Annotated in this window: 18 protein-coding genes; 9 read left to right on the forward strand and 9 right to left on the reverse strand. The window is 62.3% G+C overall.

What is annotated here, in order from left to right; translation table 11 throughout:
• The first annotated feature begins 49 nt into the window (after positions 1–49).
• The 3 genes from cadR (at position 50) to ACUXH0_RS15015 (ending at position 3,541) form a co-directional block, all read left to right on the forward strand.
• Positions 50–481: a Cd(II)/Pb(II)-responsive transcriptional regulator gene (gene cadR / locus ACUXH0_RS15005; RefSeq protein WP_009277754.1), complete on the forward strand. Its 432-nt coding sequence runs from the start codon at positions 50–52 to the stop codon at positions 479–481.
• A gap of 144 nt (positions 482–625) precedes the next feature.
• Positions 626–2,554, forward strand: coding sequence for an FTR1 family protein (locus ACUXH0_RS15010; RefSeq protein WP_012435721.1), 1,929 nt, complete (start codon positions 626–628; stop codon positions 2,552–2,554).
• A gap of 24 nt (positions 2,555–2,578) precedes the next feature.
• Entirely contained in the window at positions 2,579–3,541 is a 963-nt protein-coding gene (locus tag ACUXH0_RS15015) for a site-specific integrase (RefSeq protein WP_012435720.1), read from the forward strand.
• Positions 3,542–3,640: 99 nt separating this feature from the next.
• On the opposite strand, the gene ACUXH0_RS15020 is transcribed toward ACUXH0_RS15015, so the two are convergent.
• The 7 genes from ACUXH0_RS15020 to ACUXH0_RS15050 all read right to left on the reverse strand — a co-directional run bounded on the left by ACUXH0_RS15020 (position 3,641) and on the right by ACUXH0_RS15050 (position 13,113).
• Complete coding sequence (locus ACUXH0_RS15020; protein ID WP_012435719.1) at positions 3,641–6,574, reverse strand: Tn3 family transposase; 2,934 nt, start codon at positions 6,572–6,574, stop codon at positions 3,641–3,643.
• Positions 6,575–6,731: 157 nt separating this feature from the next.
• Positions 6,732–6,944 carry a hypothetical protein gene (locus ACUXH0_RS15025; protein ID WP_068768265.1) on the reverse strand — a complete coding sequence of 71 codons (213 nt, stop codon included), beginning with the start codon at positions 6,942–6,944 and terminating at the stop codon, positions 6,732–6,734.
• A gap of 125 nt (positions 6,945–7,069) precedes the next feature.
• Positions 7,070–9,394, reverse strand: coding sequence for an AAA family ATPase (locus ACUXH0_RS15030; protein ID WP_012755750.1), 2,325 nt, complete (start codon positions 9,392–9,394; stop codon positions 7,070–7,072).
• Complete coding sequence (locus ACUXH0_RS15035) at positions 9,376–9,888, reverse strand: hypothetical protein (protein WP_012435716.1); 513 nt, start codon at positions 9,886–9,888, stop codon at positions 9,376–9,378. The genes ACUXH0_RS15030 and ACUXH0_RS15035 overlap by 19 nt, the downstream gene beginning before the upstream one ends.
• A gap of 144 nt (positions 9,889–10,032) precedes the next feature.
• Positions 10,033–11,445, reverse strand: a complete 1,413-nt coding sequence (locus ACUXH0_RS15040; protein ID WP_182594179.1) for a metallophosphoesterase family protein — start codon at positions 11,443–11,445, stop codon at positions 10,033–10,035.
• Positions 11,446–11,566: 121 nt separating this feature from the next.
• Entirely contained in the window at positions 11,567–12,844 is a 1,278-nt protein-coding gene (locus ACUXH0_RS15045) for a recombination directionality factor (RefSeq protein WP_182594178.1), read from the reverse strand.
• A complete protein-coding gene (locus ACUXH0_RS15050) occupies positions 12,796–13,113 on the reverse strand; it encodes a DUF7696 family protein (protein WP_182594177.1) in 318 nt (105 codons plus the stop codon). Before ACUXH0_RS15050 ends, ACUXH0_RS15045 begins: the two co-directional genes overlap by 49 nt.
• 641 nt (positions 13,114–13,754) lie before the next feature.
• On the opposite strand from ACUXH0_RS15050, the gene ACUXH0_RS15055 reads away from it, so the two are divergent.
• The 6 genes from ACUXH0_RS15055 (at position 13,755) to ACUXH0_RS15080 (ending at position 17,609) form a co-directional block, all read left to right on the forward strand.
• Positions 13,755–14,342 (forward strand): hypothetical protein, encoded by a 588-nt coding sequence (locus tag ACUXH0_RS15055; protein WP_012435712.1) that lies wholly within the window; start codon positions 13,755–13,757, stop codon positions 14,340–14,342.
• Positions 14,343–14,535: 193 nt separating this feature from the next.
• A complete protein-coding gene (locus tag ACUXH0_RS15060) occupies positions 14,536–15,216 on the forward strand; it encodes a hypothetical protein (protein WP_012435711.1) in 681 nt (226 codons plus the stop codon).
• Between the two features lie 10 nt (positions 15,217–15,226).
• Positions 15,227–15,610, forward strand: a complete 384-nt coding sequence (locus ACUXH0_RS15065) for a bactofilin family protein (RefSeq protein ID WP_012435710.1) — start codon at positions 15,227–15,229, stop codon at positions 15,608–15,610.
• Between the two features lie 159 nt (positions 15,611–15,769).
• A complete protein-coding gene (locus tag ACUXH0_RS15070) occupies positions 15,770–16,501 on the forward strand; it encodes a hypothetical protein (protein ID WP_012435708.1) in 732 nt (243 codons plus the stop codon).
• A 10-nt stretch (positions 16,502–16,511) separates the two neighbouring features.
• A complete protein-coding gene (locus tag ACUXH0_RS15075) occupies positions 16,512–17,201 on the forward strand; it encodes a hypothetical protein (RefSeq protein WP_012435707.1) in 690 nt (229 codons plus the stop codon).
• A gap of 129 nt (positions 17,202–17,330) precedes the next feature.
• The gene (locus tag ACUXH0_RS15080; protein WP_231887671.1) at positions 17,331–17,609 is read left to right on the forward strand and encodes a hypothetical protein; all 279 of its coding nucleotides are present in this window, start codon (positions 17,331–17,333) and stop codon (positions 17,607–17,609) included.
• Between the two features lie 174 nt (positions 17,610–17,783).
• On the opposite strand, the gene ACUXH0_RS15085 is transcribed toward ACUXH0_RS15080, so the two are convergent.
• Together ACUXH0_RS15085 and ACUXH0_RS15090 are read right to left on the reverse strand one after the other, a co-directional pair.
• The gene (locus ACUXH0_RS15085; protein ID WP_021197377.1) at positions 17,784–18,188 is read right to left on the reverse strand and encodes a hypothetical protein; all 405 of its coding nucleotides are present in this window, start codon (positions 18,186–18,188) and stop codon (positions 17,784–17,786) included.
• A gap of 143 nt (positions 18,189–18,331) precedes the next feature.
• Positions 18,332–19,549 (reverse strand): vWA domain-containing protein, encoded by a 1,218-nt coding sequence (locus ACUXH0_RS15090; protein ID WP_012435703.1) that lies wholly within the window; start codon positions 19,547–19,549, stop codon positions 18,332–18,334.
• Positions 19,550–19,552: the final 3 nt, after the last annotated feature.

Genomic DNA, 19,552 nt, shown 5'->3' on the forward strand with positions numbered 1-19,552 from the left:
GTACACACTCTATAGCTACTATAGAGTCAAGGGACTTCGGCCCGACATCATGAACATTCAGATCGGTGAATTCGCCAAGCGCACGGCCTGCCCGATTCAAACCATCCGGTACTACGAGCGCGAAGGCCTGTTGCCGCCGCCGGACCGCAGCTCGGGCAACTTCCGGCTGTACAGCGAGCGGCACATTGAGCGGCTGCAGTTCATCCTCCACTGCCGGTCATTGGACATGCCGCTGAACGACGTGCGGACACTCCTGCGCTACCGCGAGCGACCGGACGAGGATTGCGGCGCGGTGAACACCCTCCTGGACAAGCACATCGAGGAAGTCGAGCGGCGTATCGAGGCACTGGGGGTGTTAAAGCACCATTTGTGCGCGCTGCGCGAGACCTGTTCCGACGGGCGAGCTGCAGAAGCTTGCGGAATCCTGCAGGGGTTGTCCGAAGGTAGCGGCACGTGCACTGGAGACGGCACGCACCGCTGACACGAAGGGGAATGGCCGAACGGGTTCGCTATGTGACCCCTTCGGCCGCATGTTTTTTGACCAGCGCGACATCTGCGTCACGAAACATGAATTACAATCATTCTCATTTAAAGCCATTTCTCCCGCTTCGCCGGTAGGCTCTTCATGCAACTGCAGCGCGTCGTCACCCTCATCCTGTTCTACCTGCTGACATCGGTTTCAAGCGCGTACGCCGACACGCTGTCCACTCAAGACAAGACCAAGCAGGTCTGGCAATTACTCGACTATCTGGCGGTCGATTACGGTCGCTCCGTCAAGGACGGCCAGGTGGCCAATGCCGATGAGTACGCCGAAATGCAGGAGTTTGCGCATGCGGCGCAGCGCCAGATTGCCGAGTTGCCGGCGGGGCCACAGACGCAAGCCTTGCTCAAGGATGCTGGCGCGTTGCGCACGCTCATCGCCGACAAGGCCGCACCCACCGTCGTCGGTGAACAGGCGCATAAGCTCGCGGACAGCTTGCTGGCCGCCTACCCGGTGCCGATGGCGCCCAGCAAGGTGCCCGACCTGAAGCATGGAGCTACGCTGTATCAAAGCCAGTGCGCGTCCTGCCATGGCAACACCGGACACGCCGATGGTCCGCTGGCCGCCAAGCTGAGCCCGCCCCCCATAGCCCTGGCCGATCATCAGCGCGCCCAGGAGCGCAGCGTCTTCGCCCTCCAGCAGATCATCACGCGCGGTGTCGAGGGCACCTCGATGCCGAGCTTCGCGCAGCTCACTGACGATGATCGCTGGGCACTGGCCTATTTTGCGTCGACCTTGTCCTATTCCGATGCGGACCGGCAAGCCGGCGCCAAATTGTGGGCATCCCGCCCGGAGCTGCATAGCGCGGTGCCGACGCTCGCCAAGCTCAGCCAGACGCCAGAAGCGTTGCTGGCCAAGACGATCAGCCCGGATGCCGCGCGGCAATTGACCGCCTATTTGAGAAGCGCGCCGGATGTGCTGAACGCCTCCAACGCAGACAGTCTCGCAATCGCCAAGGACAAGCTCAAAGAGAGCGTAGCCGCCTTCGACCAGGGCGACAAAGCGACTGCCTCGCGCCTGGCGCTCTCCGCCTACCTCGACGGCTTCGAGCCGGTCGAACCGGCCCTGGCCGCCAAGAACCAGTCGCTGTTCCAGGACATCGAAAAAATGATGGGCCTGTATCGCAACGCGATCACTACCGGTCAGGCCGAGCAGGTACGGGACATCGCGCAGCATCTGCAGACGATGCTGACTGAAGCCCAGGATGCACTGGGTGGCACCAACGACCCGCTGTCGACGTTCCTGGGCGCCTTGACGATCCTGCTGCGCGAGGGCCTGGAGGCACTGCTTGTCGTGGTCGCCATGATGGCCTTCCTGAAGAAGGCCGAACGCACCGACGTGCTGCCATACGTCCATGCCGGCTGGATTGTTGCGCTGGCCGCCGGTGGACTGACGTGGGCCGTCGCTACCTACCTGGTGGATTTGAGCGGTGCCAGCCGCGAGATGACCGAAGGCTTCTCGGCAATCTTTGCGGCCGTGGTCCTGCTCGGCGTGGGCATGTGGATGCACCAGAAGAGCCTGGCCGGTCGCTGGCAGGCCTATGTGAAGCAGAAGCTGTCCTCCGCGCTGAACAAGCGCTCGGCGATCATGCTGTTCGTGCTGTCATTCGTGACGGTGTACCGCGAGGTGTTCGAGACCGTGCTGTTCTACGCCGCGCTGTGGAGCGAAGGGAACGGCATCTACCTGCTGGCCGGCTTGGGCTCCGGGATTGCGATCCTGGCGATCATCGCCGTCGTGCTGCTGCGCTCCTCGGCGCGCCTGCCGATCCGCCAGTTCTTTGCCTTCAGCTCGGCTCTGGTCGCGGTCCTGGCAGTGGTGCTGATCGGCAAGGGCGTTGCGGCGTTGCAGAAGGTTGGTTTTCTGCACATCACGCCGATTTCGATGCCGCGTATTGACGTGCTGGGGATTTACCCGTCCATGCAGACGGTGATCGCACAGGTGGCGATCTTGCTGATCATTGTGCTCAGCTTCGCGTATAACCTCCGATCGCAGAAGGCATCGAGCAAAGCGTAGTCGCTACCTTGATTTGAGAGTTCAATGGCGGATATCGACAGGTATCTGCAGGCAGCGACCCGCGATCACACACGGCGCAGCTATCAGTCCGCCATCCGTCATTTCGAGCAAGAGTGGGGTGGCTTCCTGCCGGCCAGCGCCGACAGCGTTGCACGCTATCTGGCTGAGCACGCACAGACGCTTTCCATCAACACGCTGCGCCAACGGTTGGCTGCGATCGCGCAGTGGCACGTTTCGCAGGGCTTTCCCGACCCCACGCGAGCACCGCACGTCCGCAAGGTGCTCAAGGGCATCCAGGCACTGCACCCCGCGCAGGAGCGGCGCGCCAAGCCATTGCAGCTCGCCCAGTTGGAGCAACTGGTTGCCTCGCTGGATGCGCAGATCGCGACCGCCTCGTCTGAGGGCAACGCCCATCAACTCCAGGTGCATACCCGCAACAAGGCGCTGGTGCTGATCGGCTTCTGGCGGGGCTTCCGGTCGGACGAACTGAGTCGGCTGCAGATCGAGCACATCACGGTGGAGCCCGGCCGGGGCATGACGATTTTCCTGCCGCGCACCAAGACGGACCGCAACCATGTCGGTACGACCCACAAGGCGCCCGCGTTGTCGCGCTTGTGCCCAGTCGCCGCCTACGAGGCCTGGTTGGCGGCGTCCGGCCTGACCGAGGGCCCCGCGTTCCGCAGGATTGACCGCTGGAGCCGAATCGCAGCCGATGGACTGCAGGCCAGCAGCATCGTGCCTTTGTTGCGCGCGCTGCTCCATCGCGCAGGACTGCCGCAATCGGACCGCTACAGCAGCCACTCACTACGACGGGGCTTTGCAACCTGGGCGAACTCGAACCAGTGGGATCTCAAGATGCTGATGGAATACGTCGGCTGGAAGGACGTACGCTCGGCCATGCGCTATATCGACGCGGCCGACCCATTTGCCCAGCATCGGATCGAAACAGCGCTGTCGGTCGCACCCCGGCCGGGCATTGCAGTCTGACAGGTCCGGTCTGGCGGACCTCTGCCATTGCTTTGACGCAGTAACCTTGCATGAACCTCTAATAAACGCGATTGCGGCCGACCCGTGCCAAGCAGGACTTCATGCTTGGCTCGCACGCCGGCGAGGTGCCGCCTCCAACAGGGCATCCTGAAATTGGTGGATCTTGAAGCTCAAAACGCCCCGGAAATTCACATGGGCGAAGTGTGCCGGCCCCATGCGGCGCAGCCAGTCATCGTCGATCCGTTGCCCCTTGCGCTGCCACGTATCCACCGTCGTTTGCATCCGCTCGGTATTCCAGGCAATCACCAGATTGGTCAGCAGCGAGAGCGCCCCGGAAATCGCGATCATCTCGTCCTGGCGGCGACCGCGCTCGTGTTGGACCTTACTCATATAAATCGCCCGCTGGAGATGGTGCACGGATTCACCCCGATTGAGGAGCGTGCGCAACTCGCGACGAAACTCGATGTTGCTGAAAAAGTCGCATAGGAACAGCGTGCGCAGCAGCTTGCCCAGGTGATCCGCTGCCCGGTGGATCGGGTCACCCTGGGCAGCACTGCCGAAGCGTTGCAGCGCAACGATCGCGCTCACGCGCCCCGCGTGAATGGACGCCACCAGGCGTAGCAAGCCATCCCAGCCGTCGCGGATCGCCTTGAGGGAGACCTCGTGCGACACGGCAGCCGACAATCCCTCCGTCACCGACAGGGCACGCGGCAGGTACAGCTTGCGCTCCGACAGGTTGCGCAGCCAGGGACAGAGGTCAAAGCCAAGTAGCTTGGCCACCGCCATCCCCACGTTCGTGTAGCCATGGGTGTCGACGGCGAGCCGCAGCAGCCCACCGTCAGCGCGGGTTTCGTTGTGACGCATGACGCCTTCGATCGCCGCGCCAGTTTGGCGCTCGTTGAGCACCATCGGCTGGTTGTAGACGATCCCATGCTGATCCAGCACGTGCGTATAGACGCCAGCGGCGTGCGTGCGTCGGCGGGGATCAGCGCGCGCGTAGAACAGATGTGGGGACGTGTCCAGGCTCATGGAGTCGCTGGAGGCGAGTTGGCCGGTGCCCCATAGATCGGTGATCGGGTGCGTGCGCTGGAACTCCACCACACGTTCGTTGGCGCGGCGCAGCCGGCCGGGCATTTCCAGGGAGCGCATCGCGGTGGAGACGTGCGCGAGGTCCAACTGCGGGATCATCGCCGCGACGCCCTTGGCATCCAGTTCGGTGCCGTGCGCGATCAGGGCTGCATAAAGGGAGACGAGTTCGTGGGCATCCCGCGCCTTGCGCGCCAACAGCACTTCACTGAAATTGGTGCGCGCATCCATCTCCAGAATCATGTCGGCAAACTGTGCGCTGCCGATGTCCTTGAACAGCAGATCTCGGGTGCGTTGAGGCGTGGTATCCGTGGTCTGCGCTTCCAATGGCGACAAATGCAGGATGCCGTCCGCGTCGATCGTAAAGTGGCCAGCCTCACGGGCCTCGTCCAGCGCAGCGAGACCCGCCTTCAAATGCTCGGTCAGGCGATCAAGATAGAGCCTCGCTTGGCTTGGCAGGCCGAGCGAAGACAGATGCCGGTCGCGGTCGACCTCCCACTGTGCCGGCGGAATCAGCAACTGGTCTCGTTCTCGAAACGACAGGCTATGGTTGATCCACACCGTGCCGCGGCGCAGCCCCTTGCGCAAACTCATTACAGCAGAGGCCTCCAAGGCACGCAGCGCGCGCTGGCGGTCCTCACCGTCGACCAGGTCGCGCCAACTGGCGCTCACTGGCACATTGCAGTCTGGCGGCAACTCCGTCATGCCCCGATCGTGCAAACCGCCAACGAGATCGAGTTGGCGCATGGCAGGATCGTTACCGTGACTGGCGAATTCCAACGCCCGCAAGGGTGTCAGGAGGTTGCGGAGTCGGTGGTGGTCTTCGGTAAGGGTTTCGCGCACGCTTGCGGCGTGACTTGCCGGCGGCCGACTGGACAGACCCTTAAGCAGCTTGCCGATGTCGGCCAGTCGGTCCTCGGCCGAGCGGCGGGTATCGTCCACCAGGGCCTTGATCTCCACCAGTTGCTGCCGGTATTCGATCGCCGAGCGGGCTTGCTTCGTCGTGGTCTTGTTGTACGCCTGCCGGACCAGGTCTGAGATACGGCGCCCGCTTTGGTACACCATGGCGTCAGTCAACTCCAGCAAGGTGACACGCAGGAAGAACACCAGTTCGAGCGTGCGCGTCGACGCTTTGAGTTCGCGGATTTTGGCGGGACGGCGGGCCTGGATACGTTGGCCGTAGGCCCGCTGTTTCTCGATGGGGACCGCGTCAAATGTCCAGGTATGCGCGCCGAGGTCCTTCAAGAAGCTGATCTTGGCCAGCATCTCGGTCATCGTTGACGGGCTGTGGCGCGCGGGTGGGGTCTTGAGCCATTCCAGCACCGTCGTGCCCGATGTGGCGTGCTGGGCAAACACCGCAGCCTCGGCCCGCAGGATCTGCTCGCGCGAGACCACCACGTCGATCATGGCCAGCAGATCCCGCTCGATGCCCGCCCAGATGGAGCGGGCCAGATCCTGCAGCGCACGCGTCGACGGGATCAGAATGCGCCGTTCGTACAACCAGTAGTGCGCGTGCTGAAGCAGTTCCTCAACGGTCAGCGATTCGGCGGCGTCCTGACGCATCCAGGCTTCGAGTCCGGCCCATTGCTCGTCATCGAGGCGTGTCAGGCCCAGATATTGGAGGGCCCAGACCTGATGCTCATACAGCGTCGGGTATCGCTGGTAAATGGTGCGCAGCGAGGCGATCGTTGGTGTCTCGACGGCGAGTTTTTCGCCGATATAGCGCAGCAACTGACGGGGGAGTGTGTTGAGTTGGTCCAGCGTACGGCCGCTGGCGCGCAGAAAGACCAACTGAATGGCGACTCCAGGGCGGCTGGCGCGTCGGAACTTCTGGTTGATCGCGGCGACATCGCTAGCGGTCAACGCGAAGTAATGCTCGACGTCGAACTCCGGCAGACGCGTGGGTAGGGAGTCTCTTCCCACATAGCGAAATTCCAAGCCCGGCATCTTGTGCCCCCGTCAAGGTGGCGCGATCCGAAATCGCGGGCGAATATCGTACTCCCGAAGTCACTGGAGGGCAGCAGACAATTGTCGGCAGAGACCTGGGGCCCTTATGAATAAAGGCTCTGCGGGGAAACCGTAAGAAAATGCACGAAAAGGACAATTACCCCGCAAACTGCGGAAACAACGTGGCCAGCGCCTGCTGATCGGTTTCGACGAACGTGCGCAGGCCATCCATCGCGACGACCAGTTGGTGATCAAACATGTCCGCTTCATCCGACAGATCAACGCGGACCGAGGCCTTGAAGGCTGCGAGCGCCTTCTCGCGCGTCACGTCTGCCCCCATCCAGCCCAGACTGCGAATGAACGTGTGCACTTCTTTTTTTCTGTGGGAGAAGCCGTTCAGCATCGACGGCTGAGATTTGAATCGTAGTCATTTCGATATCTCAAAAAAAAAATGGTCCGCCTCTGGTGAGAGCGGACCAATATGGTTGGTGGAACCTACTGAGTGGCCAGTGCGACCACATCGATGACAGCATCGGCCTCGTCGACCAGATCGGGTGTTTGCGAGATGAAGAACTCCCGCTCATACCCTCCCTGGCGCAACACCTCGCGCTTCATTTTCATGAACTCGCGCTTGCGCTCCGGATCAAGCGGGCCATCCGCCTCGTCCGTGAACAACGTCTGGAAGGCGGTGCCGGCGCCCTGCGCGCGATATAGCGCAATACCACGCGTCAGGCATTCGTTGATCCACACCTTCTGCCCGCCGGACATGACCGCGAACTCCTTCTCGCTGTCAGCCTGAGCGTCGTGGACACGAATCTCAAACCCCTCACGCTTATCGCCGTTGGCCAGCTCCGTTTGCGTGTGGATACCGATTGTGAATCGGGGTCCATAGCACGCCAGGAGCAGGTCGTTGACCTTCTTCGTGATTTCAGGGCCTGCATCGTCGATCGACAGCGCAATCACACCGTCATTGCCCAAGGCCTTGCCGAGCAGCTTCCACGACGAAATCTCGTCGGAGATCCGCTCTGCCTTACGCTGCACAACGGGTAGTGCCTCCAGATCAACCAGGAGGCCCTGCCGCTCGGTGCTGAGCGCAGTCTGAGTCCGGATCAGTGCTTCAATCCGGCCTTCGAACTGGGCAATGCGCTCGCGCGAGCTGGCAACCTGACGATCAAAGTCCGCGATCTTTCCGGTAACGTCGGCACTTTGCAGTGACGTAACCTCCCGGTTGATCGTGGCCAACTGATCGTCCGTCGCAACAACGTCGCGCTGGTATCGCTCCTTTCGGGCGGCAGCTTCGGCGTTCAGCTCGACCAGATCACGCTCGGCCTTCGCCAGCGTCTCTTGGGCGTCGTCAAGCAATGGCTTCTGCGCAGCAAGTTCGGTCAGCCGTTGCAACTCCCGTTGGTCGGCCGCCACCTGCCCCTGCAGTGCTCGAAGTGAAGCACGTTGGCCCGCCAACGGCGCGAGCTGCTCATCGAGCGCCGTCTTGAGCTTGAGCTTGTCCCGGTAGCCGGTTCGAAGCTCTGCCAACGAGATCCGCACTTCCGTGAGATCCGTGCTCGCCCTGCGCGCCTGAGCCAGCAATGGGCACGTCGAGTGCATCGGATTGTCCCGGCACGGAACAGACTCAATGACGTCGGCCTGGCCCTTCAGCGACTTTTCAAGGACAGCCTTCGATTCACCTTGACCGGCCATGTTTTGCAATTCGCCGATGATGCGCGATTGGTCAGGCACAACCTTTTCGAGCTGAGCAATCCCCTCTTGCAGCCGAATTGCCTCCGACTGTCGCTGCGTGACGGTCAATTGCAAAGCATCACGCGAGGTTGCGGCCGCCAGGATGGCGGTGCTGCTGGCCAGGATTGCGCGGCGGCTTGAAATGACGGCCCCCAGTTCCTTGGCTTGCGCCTCGGTACGTTGCACGGCAGCCCGTTCGTCGTTGTCAAGCGTTCGGCGCCTTGCTTCCTGGGCCACCTTCTGTTGGCCAAGCTCACGCATGCGCGCTTCTGCTACGGTGCTGCTCGCCTGCTTGGCTGCAAGCGTCGCACGCTCCTGAACCATCTGCGCATTGGCCTCCAGCTCACGATCACGCGCCTGGCGGGTCTCAACCAACGAGGCCTCCGCCTGCTCGATCTCCAAGGAGAGTCGTGCAACACGATCGCGCCGACCAACCAGGCTGGTGATGTTGTGCTGAACGACATCCAAAGCACGGCCGAGGCACTTCGCCACGTCCATAGCCTTGCCCGACAGCTCACGCATCCGCTCCAGACCAAGCAGCTCAGCAAGCAACTTCTTGATTTCAGAGGTCTGGTAGCCAGCAATCGGCCGTCGGTTCTGGGCAGAGAAGACACTGGTGAAGAACGCCTCCGATGATCCGAGGACCGATTCCACACAGCGGTTGTACGTCTCCGCCTTACCGTCAGACAGCGATCCGTCTGCCAGTTGAACCGGTTGCCATACGCCGTCCGAGCCAAGCACAAACAGGTAGTACTCGGCCTTGCGCGTCTTGCCAGAATTACGAAACGCGAACTGTGACCGGTATTGCTGGCCATCGTGCTCCCATTCCAAATCCTTTTCGGCCCGGGTACCCGTGAGGTGGTCCCAGTACGAAAACGCATCGGCCGACATCTTCGATGCATGGCTAGGCATCAGCGGATACGGATGCAGGTTGTCCATGATCGTCGTTTTGCCGGCACCGTTAGGGCCCATCACGGCGATCAGTCCGGTCGGCAGCTCGCGCAGGTCGACCGTCACACTGTCGCGGTGCATCCCATCCAGGATGCCGCGAAAGCCAGACAGGGTCAGTTTGAGAGGTCGCATGGTGCCCCCTCACCGCTGAAGCCAGTCATGTAGTAGTCGCCGGGGATCTCCAGCACCTCACGCGAGTCGTCATACGTGACGACGACGTCGACTTCCGGCTTGCCGGCTAGTGCGCGCTCGAACGAACGCACGGCCGCGAAAAATTGCGTCCGTGCCAGGTCAAGCACCTCCGGAAAGGTGGTGCATGCGGTCAAGGCCTTGAGTTCAGCCTCACTCCACTGGCTGGTGTAGCCGTTGGAGAGGGACCACAGAAGGTTCTGCACCTGGACCGTGGGCGCCACGGTAAAAACCGTGCGCTCACCGTCCGTTTCGACAGCCATGACGAGCATGTGGCCGCGCGTGGCGATCACCGCGCCACGACCATGACCGAACGGCTGGAACAGCATCGCACGAGTGAATTCGTGCTTGCCCACCAACCGCGCGGCCAACTCGGAGGCCGGCAGATCGGCTTCAAAGCAACGGGTCCACTGGGAACCTGCGGGATAGAGAATCATGATGCACTCCAAAAATTGGGCGAAGCGCATCCCCAACGGGTTGTGCGCCCGTCCGGGTTCAAAGGAATAGGTACTGCTGGTCGATGCGTCGTAGACGCGGGGAAAACCGAGTTTCGACAGCCCCGAAGGCTGTCGGAACGTGGCTCACACGTTCAAGGGTTGGGCGGCATCTGCCGCGAAAAGGTCATCGGTCAGCCAATCCAACGACGATTGGTTCTGAACTTGGTCAGCGTCCTGCCAGGCCGGCTGAACTGTCACCGGCTCAGCCGTGGCGGACGCCACCGTTTCACCGCTGTCAGCAGCAGACCCGCTCTCCAACGAGGCGACCACTCGATCCGCGATGTCTTGCGGCTCCAGTGCCTCCAGGATGGACAGGCGCTCCAGCAACGCATCCGGCTTCACGTCGGTCAAACCGCACCAACGCTGAACCTTTTCACCGAGAGTCGCAGCGCGGCTGATGCCCTCCGCACGGCTTCTGACGGCGGGCAACACACGCGGATCCAGCTTCAGCTCCGCGGCGCCGGCGAACAGCGTGCGGATGGCCTCGCGGTCGACAAGCTGGCGATGCTCCTCGTCAATGGTCCAGCGAATGCGCACGAACTTGTCCTGCGTCTGCTCGGCGATGTTGGCTAGGCGCTCCAGATCCGGCGGACCATCGAAATCGACGCAGACCGTTTCGCGCGCCGGCGTTTCCACCTGCATCGCTTCTGCACGGCCCGGCGTGATCTGCCAGTTCAGGTAGCCCTTCTTGCCTTTTTCGCCGTAGTGGAAGCACCCGATGGAGCCGGCGTAACCCACCAGCCGGCCTTCGCGTTCCCACAACTGCATTGCATGGATGTGTCCCAGCATGAAGGCATCGCACTCGGCTTCGAACAGCGCGCCAAGCGAGAACTCATGGTCGAAACCGGCCATCGGTACGCCGTGTTCGGTGTAGCAGCCATTGACCGTTCCATGAGACACACCGATGGTTCGGATGCCCTTGGAACGCAACAGCCGATTCACCTTGCCGGCAGCACCGAGGAACACCGCCAGGTGGTCGCCGACGGCGGTTGCCGCCTCCATGGCGCCCACGATGCCCGCCAGCACAGCCTTGTTGACGGTCGGCACGCAGGTGAACACCGCAGAGGGCGTGCCCTCCTGCAAAAGCGTGTGCAGCTCGTCGGCGGTGAACAGCGGGCCAGCCGACGGCTGGAACGTCGATCCGATAAGCGCAACCTGGTGGATGCGATCGGCGACGTACACGGGATAGCGACTGCCGATCAACCGGAACAGGTCCAGCGTGCCGGGCGGCTCATGCGAGAACGTCCCCTGCAGCATCAGGACCGGCATGTGACCCGACAGCGCGTGAATGCGTTCGGCCAGCACGCGAAGCGCCGGTGTGTGTGCATCGAGCCGGTGATCCGTTGCATCGCCGGAAACAACACCCAAATCGCAGCCGCGCGAGATCGCATCCTCCACTGCAAAACCGAAGCACCGGTCCGCTTCCACCAACCGCTCAGTCGAATAGTGCAGGTCGGAAAAATGACCCACGTGAAGGCTCTCGCCATCGTTGGGCATGCTCACCTCCTATGGAATAGCTGCGACCAGAACGGCCACAGCAACGGAAAAGAAAAACGGCGTCGGGGAAACTCCCGACGCCGCACGTTGATGCTACGACCAGGCGCCAAGCCGGCGCAGGTCAAGCTGAGAACAGACTGCCATCGAACTCCGCTTTCACCTTCTCGCGGAAGGCGGGAGGAGACACGAGAGCCACACCCATCTCATCGATCAGCGCTCGCATGTCCTGCTCGCGCTTGGTCCAGCCCTTGCCGAACTTGGAGTGTGCATACACGCGCAAATGCTCGCGCGTTTCCTGCCCCTCCATGCCCAGCGCCACGATGAGACGTTCAAACTGCTCGGCGATAGAAGCTCCGGCAGGCGGCTCGTTCTGCGCTCCTGGCTGACCACCCTCCTCGCCTGACGTCGGCGTGGCGGTGATGGCCTGCTCGGCAGTCGGTTGCTCCAGAAGGGCAACCGTCTGCGTGCCGACATCGATCGCCGCACCGATCTGGTCTGCGCCGTCCAGCAGCGCGCCCAGGTCGATTTCGGCATCCAGCGTGGTGAGCCATTGCTTCTGGCGCACCGGCAAGCCGTTATCGTCGATGCGGGAGATCTCCACTTCCTGCTTGGAGAGCCAGAACTTGGTGCCGACCAGTCGGCCGCCGCGGGCGATTGCCACCGTCTGCATGGCCGCATGGGCCTTCTGCAGGACGTAGATCGAATTGGTTGGCAACTCGATCAAGCCCAGACCCTTGATGTCCGGAATGGCAAACAGGAAGCTGGCGGTGAGATTGCAGTGTCGGTCCTGGTACTGCGGGCAGACCTGCGGGTCGCATACGCCATCGGGGATGGCGTCGTCCTGCCGCAGGATGATCGTGCGGCCGCCGAAGATGCGCTTGGCTCGCCTGGCGCGATCGCTGCGCTCGACAGGTGCGTACGTCTTGCATTGGCGAAGACCGTCCGCCCCGTACTGCGACCAGAACACCCGCCCTGAGCCGTTGAATACCGCCAGCTCGTTGGGGATGTTGCGCAACCAGTCATCGAACGCAAAGACAACTGGAAAGCGCCAGAGCTTGTGGCCGTCGCCGCGATCCTCCCCGTAGCGGGTCAGAATCTCTTCCGCGATGGCAGGATTCGTGAAATCACTGCCACGACACGTGAAGTACGGCGTATTGCGGGGGATGAGGGCGTAGCTCAGGCCGGTTCTTCGTTCGATCTCGGAACCGATGTCCTCGAACGAGAGCCCTTGGGCGAGAAGCGCGTCGTGAATCTGGACGGCTTGGGGATTCTCCCTGGCCTTCTTGGTGAGGACCTTGATGCCAGGGCGGATCTTTCCAATGACGGGCGGCCGCAGGGGCCGCTCCTCAATTATGCTGCGCGGGGTCGCGAAGCCTGGGTGGGTTGGGATTGCGTGCATGAAACGCTCCTGTTGTTCAGGTACTGAACGACTTTGGAACGAAGGTCCTTAGCACGGTCCCCAAGATGCAGGGCGGCGTCGGCCCCGCGTTGGGTCGTTACTTCGTTGAGATATGCCGCTCGCGCGGCGTCGGGAAGGCTGGCAACGTGCGCCGCCTCGCAAAAATTTTTCCAGCTGTACGGCTGGTCCTTGTACTTCGGGCGACGGGCGTGGATCAGTTCGGCGATCTGCGCCTTGATCTGGGATTGCAACGTCATTTCGAGTGCCATGGTCAGCTCCTCCGTGTGGGGTCTCTCACTTAAAAGCAAAAAAAGCCCGCTCCGGTAACCGGAAGCGGGCTTCTTGTGAGAAACCTGCTGCCACGCCCCTTTCGGGGGCGTGGCTCACAGGGAGCGTCGTGCCAATGCACTTCGCTCAGGGGGGGAGAACGTAAAGTCGTTCTCGTGCAGCATGTTCACGCCGCACAACATCCCATTTAGGACTTTCGTCCACCGCAGGTTCACGGATCAGTCGACGACAACCGTCCTGCACCCGGAGGCGCTGGAGAGAGAGACCACACATTTCCGGGGCTCAGACGGTGTTCACAGGCATGACCTAGGGTCATACACACGGGAACGCGTATTACGGCTGATAGATGGGGAGTGTCTGGCTAAGCACTCATCACAAGGGGGGATTTCCACACCAGTTGCCAACTGGTCGGCGCATGCGCAAGGCACGACTTTTTTAAGGAGATGGACTCGCTAGGGAGTCAGTTCGATGCGTCGATGACGCGAGGAGTGATTGCAGTATGCACCAGACAATCCATTAGGAATCCCGGAAAGCTCGCCAAAATAGCGTGGCTTTTGTAAGCAGCCACCGTGTTCACGTGCCGGAAAATTTCGAGTGAGAGATGAGATACCACACATGAACCATGGTCGCTGCCCAACACCCCCAGGAACTTGAGGCGCCATTAGGCGCGCCACAGCCGAGTACATCCAACTCCGGACTCAAGCCGATCGCGCGGCTGGTCGGAGAAAACAGGATTAAGCGGATCGTCCCCGAGACGGCCGCCAGTGCTCAAGTCACCTATTCCTCTGTGTACGTTCGCGATTTCCTGCGCTCCGCGTACAACTTCTGCTCTTCCAAGTTCTCAGTCGCCAGGTCAGGCAAGACCCGAGCGCTCGACGAAAAATTCCGCGAAGCCGAGCTTTGGTTCGAAAAAGCCATCGCGTGGCACGCGAACAAAAGCCAAACCCCCATCCCCATCGAGACCGATACCGTTGAGGTCCAGGTCACACATCCGCTGTCTGGGCGCCTCATTCGCCTCCTGAACCAGCACGACAGGCTGTTCGCGCTCGCCATCTTCGCCCGCGTCGCCAACTCCATATCGGCGCTCGAATTCGAGGGCACGATGAAAGTGGCCGGCAGCAAGATCGCTTCAATCCACCAGAGCTGCATCCCCGACAACGACCGTTTCGCTGCTGACGGCGCACAAGACGGCGACACCCCTGCGGGATAGCCAACCACACCACCCAACGCACCCATCGGGATGGCAGCCGGCATGGCGCCATATCCGACCTAGCAGCCAACACGGCGCCCGAAACAGTGGCCGGTACGAAGGCCAGAGGGGATTGTCGTCCCGCGCGAAGGCATCGCGGACCGAATAAACGACCTCTCAGGCGCCCCCCTCACCCCAACCGCTGGAGAGAGCCATGGATATTCGCGAAATCTACCGATTGCACCAGCAGTACTCGCACTCCCCTGTCACGATCGACATGGGCACGGCGGAAGATCATGCGGCCGCACCGGCCCTTACCTACGCCGCCGGCGGCAAGCGCCGGTGGGACCAGCACAAGCCTGCCTTGAAGGTTACTGCGATCTGCTGCGCGTTCATCGTGCTGGCCACGATTGCTGGCCTGGGGCTTGGGGACCTGTACGCCAAGAAGGGCCGGGCGGGTTCGGCGGCAGCGGCCGGGCCCGAGCAAGTCACGCACGCAGTACAGACGCAAGCGCCGGCCGCCCCTGCCTCGGCGCCGGAACCTGCAGTCGCCGCAAACCAAGCCACGCCGGCAGCCATCGGAAGCTCGACGCCCTCAGCGCCGGTTGCAGCATCTGTCACGGCCGCGCCCACTGCACCGGTGGCTCAACCACAGCGAGCCGCCCTTTCCGCAGCCGAGGTGGCGCCCCGCGAGCGCGTTCCTGCGCCGGAGAAGGTCGAAACAGCCCCGGCTCAGCCCGCTGCTCGGCGTACCGAGCGCACCGCACCCGATCAAGCCCCTGTTACGCGGCCCGCGCCGGCACCCCAACCAACCGCCACGGCACCGCGCGCCGCTACACCACCGGCACGCACCACGGAAGCGAATCGTCCGTCCGGCGACGTGAAGATGTTCTGAGGAGCAAACCATGAAAGAGCAGATGGAAATCAGCATCATCAACGAGGGCATGGCGATTCACGGCAATGTCGACATGGACCATGGCGGCTCCATCCTGGGTCTCGTCAATGGCAACGTCGTCTCGTCAGGCGGCCTTCTCCACATCGGCCCGGCCGCCGTCATCAAGGGGTCGGTCACCGGGCAGTTCGTATTGATCCAGGGCGCAGTCGAAGGCGACGTCAATGCCCAGGTCTCTCTCAAGGTGGAAGGTGCGGTCAAAGGCGAGATCCGCTACGCCGGCACGATTCGGCTCGGCCCGCACGCCAACCTGGAGGGTCGCATCACGCGCATTCCGCGCCTTTCAGCGGCGGCGCCCGCGCCTCCTGTCGAAGATGCGCTCGAATCGAGTACCTGACGCTGGCCTCTCGCCACAGCATGGCGGCAATGCGAAATCGACACGACGCAAACACCATGAAAATCACCGACGGCGTGATGGATCGACACGAGATGCCGCGCTTCCAGCTCTTTGGCTGTCTGACCAGCCGCACCAACAAACCCAACTGACAGGTCGATCATGCACCTTGCATCCAGATACGCCGCCCTCATTCCGGTCGCCGCACTCTGCCTTGGCTTGGCCGCCTGCAGCGACAAGACAACCGATACAGCCAAGCAGATCAACCGGGAGATCGAGACAACCAAGACCATCTCCGACCCGGTTTCTGCTCTGGCCAAGCTCGATCCGCTGCAGGGTAGTGGTCGAGATGCCCTGACTGGTTGCGAAGTCGTCTGTGGCGATATTGTGCAAGCCATGGCCAACCTGGACGACGCACGCACGGCGCGGATCAAGCAAGCGATGGACCGGCTCACGCCGGCAAAGCTGGCGGAATACTTCGAGGGCGACTCGATGCTGCCCCTACGCGACGACATGGCGCCCCGCATTCTCGCGGCGGCCCAGGCTTCCACGGGTACCGCAGTCAATAGTCGGCTCCTGCGTGTTGCTGGCCAGATCGTGCGCGATGGAAAATACGTGATTCGTAGCTCCGACAAGGCGGCAGAGTTGTTCGCGCGCGCCTGGTTGGCGGGCGACCCGACCGCAGCGGCGAACAACGCGCAGCTCTACGATTCGTTGCATGACCTGAACAACGCCTACCTTTGGGCGTTACGCTGCCGAGCCGAGTGCCATCCTGATGACGGCTACCGCCCGGTCAACGCGGAATCGCTACGCAGCCGCCTATCCACGGCGGCGATCCGGCAGGCCGAACAGGCGGCACTCGACCCCACCGTGCTGTCTCTCGCTGGGCGCTAGGGGAACCACCATGCGCAAGATCTCGACCCTGACCGTTGCCCTCGTGCTTTTGAGCGCGGCACAGGTCGCAGACGCCGGCCGCGGTGGCGCTGGCGGTAGCTCGACAGCAAGTCGTAGTGCCGGAGGCATTTCGCGGTCTGCCGGCGCCAGCAAGCCCGGCACCTACCGACCAGCGACCAACAGCCTTGCGCAGACTAGCACGCCAGGCGCGCGGGCGCGCGGCACACGCCGCAGTCTGCTGGAAGGTGGCGCACAGCCCTCCGCTCATTTGGCGCAGGTTATCCGCGAGCGTGAAAGCAGCGGCCCGGGATGGCTTGGCACCGCGTTCCTGGTGGCGCTGCTCAGCCGCCACGATCTCTCCGACAGTGACCGCCACTGGCTGCAGGCCAAGATCGACGCGCTCGCCGACGACGAGGCTGATGACCAATCTGGTCTCGAACCCCCGCTCGTACCCACTGTCACGTTCCTGTATGCCGGCCTGCAGGGCAATTTCATGACCGGTCGCGGGTCTACGATCCGCGTGACTGCGCACGGGACGCCTGTGAATCCGATTCCGGTGAGTTGCACCATGCCCGAGGCACGCATCAGCACGGAAGGACCCGCTGCGGTGATCGTCTGGGAACCGCGCGCGCCAGCGGCCTATGTGCTCACATGCCAAGCGGGCGGGCAGCGCGATCGACGCCTGCTCAAGGCCGGGTAGCAACCTGGCGCCGGATGGACTCGTCCTACAAGACACACCGTACATCGCTCCGTGCATCGTTTTTTGCTCGGAAAACAGGGCCAGTCGGAATATCGTGTTGAACAAATCATTGGAGACGCCGTGGAACCCGTGAGCACCTTGATCGACTGGATTGATTGTCGTGAACGCAAGCCTTCCCCGCCTGAAACACCCTATAAGGAGTACCTGGTCTGGGTGGTGCAGTTGCTACCGAATGCCGCCGGCGGCATGTACTTGCTGCAATTCAGCCGTGAACGCAACGACTGGATGCCGCTACCGTATGGTCCTGCCGGTGCACCCATGGTCGTCACGCACTACAGTGAAGTTCTTGACGTATTGGGTTCCCCTGACCCCAAACCCTATGGCCCTCGAGGGCGTGAGTACCTTTGAGGCGGGCGCTGCCGCACTTGCTCTTCAGGATAGAAAAAGAAAAAGGGGGCACTTGGCCCCCTTGGTTTGCACCCCCACCATCGGGTGGGTTCTGACACACGCGTTTACCGCGTTCAGGATAAATCCACAGAAAGCCGCTTCGCGCATCAGCCCTTTCGCCATGCCTAGCGCAAATCAGGCCGCTGGTCCGGGCACCAGGATGAGCGTGTGCAACTCTTCAGCCGTGAACAGCCGGCTGATCGAGATCCAGGGCCGGCGCTCTGCGTCGCCATCACCATAGAAGGACACAAACGGTACGTGTCCATCCATGAGGCAGTGGAAGCGCCGCTTCGCGCTGCCGCCCTGCTCGATCTCGAAATCCGCGCCGTGCTGCAGTTCGAAGATCACTGATCCCTGTCGATACTGCACCGGCTGGCCATCGCGGCCACCGGCCGCGCCGATCAGTGCGGATTCGAACCAGTCGTCAAACCCGAGATCCGTACCACCCTCTTCTACAGCCTGTTTCCAGCGGCCAATCCACCCGAGGTCGGCCGCGCGAGGAAGAGACTCGATGTCGATCGGCTCTTCTTTGTCCATCATGATGTTGCTCCTCCGGGCACAGGACTAGATATGTCGAGTGCCACAAAAATTTTGATCGATTTCGGCACGCGGTCAAATTGGGCGGAACACCCACCAACCGATGCCGGAGCAAAGAAATGCCCCGGGATGGCCCGGGGCAATGGTCAGACGATGACCTCGATGCAATCGCCGAATGGCGGGGTATGGATTCTGCGCAACGGTGTGGTTGAGGCCCACAGCACCGGATACTCCGGCGGCACTTCGGGGAACGTGCCATACATGTCCGTCAGATAGGCGAGAAACGCCGGCCGAAAGCCCTGTTCCTCCACCCACTCGAACGGCGGTGCGAAGCAGGTACCGCCGCCGCCTTTCACAGGCGCCAGTTCAAGCGCATCACCGGGCTCGAACACCTGCACCTGCGTGACACGCGCGTCACAGTCGATGACGATCAGCCGCGATGGCTTCACTTCATCGAAAACGCGGTGGATCTCGGATGCGAACTGGCGTTGCGTTTCATCGAACACCGAGCCACTCGAATCGCGCACAAACACGGCGTCCCCCACCCGCCGGCTATGAAGCGCCGGCAAATAGAGACCAAGGTGCGTGAAGCGGCGGTTCGGTATCGACCAGCTGTAGTCGGCTTGGGCCGACTCGCTTGCAAAGCGCGCGAGGGCCGCACGCCAATCGACCGCCGGCGTAACCAGTTGGTCAACCACGGTCTGCAGATCCGCACCGAACTTGCCGCGCATCTTGGCCACCTGCGCAGCCTTCATCGCCGCGACTTTCCACTGCGTCTCCGTCGAGGCCTGGTCATTGCCGCGATCCTTGCGGATGTCGCCGGGCTCATACGTCGGGCTGCCGTCGGCGTTGCCACCTTCGGCAGCGCCCTGCCCTTGTGCCGCATCGGATGCGTTCGGGTCGCGCGATGGCAGCCCAGCGCCCGTACCGCGAGCGCCCTGGGCCTGAGGCTCTTGGGGAGCCTCAGGTGGCCGTTCCTGGCGGAGCACCGCATAAATCTCCTCTGCTGACTTGCCAGTGAAGCGTTCCTCCAGCAGTGCGCCTTTCGGGAGCTTCAAGTTGGCAGCGAGCACAACCGGATTGACCGCATAGTCACAGGCCGCGTTCCACAGCTTCTGATCGCGATTGCCACGCCGCCAGCAATGCCCGCTGGCGGGGTGCAGCACCTCATGAGCGAGACACCCACGCAGTTCAAGATCGTCCAAGGTGGCCACGAACTGCGCGTTGTAGCCAAGCGCCCGGCCGTCAACCCAGAACGTGTGGCACGTGGGGTCTTCGACAGGCTTCAGACGAAGCGCCAGCGCCCCGAAGAAAGGGTGGTTCAGCACCAGTTGACCACGCTGCTTGATGATCCGTTCGAGCATGGC

The organism is Ralstonia sp. 110700041-2, assembly GCF_056280165.1.

What these genes read in the sequence shown, in the direction of transcription:
- ACUXH0_RS15045 (WP_182594178.1), bottom strand. Translation starts at nt 12,844, where the DNA reads ATGCACGCAATCCCAACCCACCCAGGCTTCGCGACCCCGCGCAGCATA.
- ACUXH0_RS15070 (WP_012435708.1), top strand. Translation starts at nt 15,770, where the DNA reads ATGCACCTTGCATCCAGATACGCCGCCCTCATTCCGGTCGCCGCACTC.
- ACUXH0_RS15090 (WP_012435703.1), bottom strand. Translation starts at nt 19,549, where the DNA reads ATGCTCGAACGGATCATCAAGCAGCGTGGTCAACTGGTGCTGAACCAC.
- ACUXH0_RS15065 (WP_012435710.1), top strand. Translation starts at nt 15,227, where the DNA reads ATGAAAGAGCAGATGGAAATCAGCATCATCAACGAGGGCATGGCGATT.
- ACUXH0_RS15035 (WP_012435716.1), bottom strand. Translation starts at nt 9,888, where the DNA reads ATGATTCTCTATCCCGCAGGTTCCCAGTGGACCCGTTGCTTTGAAGCC.
- ACUXH0_RS15055 (WP_012435712.1), top strand. Translation starts at nt 13,755, where the DNA reads ATGGTCGCTGCCCAACACCCCCAGGAACTTGAGGCGCCATTAGGCGCG.
- ACUXH0_RS15020 (WP_012435719.1), bottom strand. Translation starts at nt 6,574, where the DNA reads ATGCCGGGCTTGGAATTTCGCTATGTGGGAAGAGACTCCCTACCCACG.
- ACUXH0_RS15050 (WP_182594177.1), bottom strand. Translation starts at nt 13,113, where the DNA reads ATGGCACTCGAAATGACGTTGCAATCCCAGATCAAGGCGCAGATCGCC.
- ACUXH0_RS15085 (WP_021197377.1), bottom strand. Translation starts at nt 18,188, where the DNA reads ATGATGGACAAAGAAGAGCCGATCGACATCGAGTCTCTTCCTCGCGCG.
- cadR (WP_009277754.1), top strand. Translation starts at nt 50, where the DNA reads ATGAACATTCAGATCGGTGAATTCGCCAAGCGCACGGCCTGCCCGATT.
- ACUXH0_RS15015 (WP_012435720.1), top strand. Translation starts at nt 2,579, where the DNA reads ATGGCGGATATCGACAGGTATCTGCAGGCAGCGACCCGCGATCACACA.
- ACUXH0_RS15010 (WP_012435721.1), top strand. Translation starts at nt 626, where the DNA reads ATGCAACTGCAGCGCGTCGTCACCCTCATCCTGTTCTACCTGCTGACA.
- ACUXH0_RS15060 (WP_012435711.1), top strand. Translation starts at nt 14,536, where the DNA reads ATGGATATTCGCGAAATCTACCGATTGCACCAGCAGTACTCGCACTCC.
- ACUXH0_RS15075 (WP_012435707.1), top strand. Translation starts at nt 16,512, where the DNA reads ATGCGCAAGATCTCGACCCTGACCGTTGCCCTCGTGCTTTTGAGCGCG.
- ACUXH0_RS15040 (WP_182594179.1), bottom strand. Translation starts at nt 11,445, where the DNA reads ATGCCCAACGATGGCGAGAGCCTTCACGTGGGTCATTTTTCCGACCTG.
- ACUXH0_RS15030 (WP_012755750.1), bottom strand. Translation starts at nt 9,394, where the DNA reads ATGCGACCTCTCAAACTGACCCTGTCTGGCTTTCGCGGCATCCTGGAT.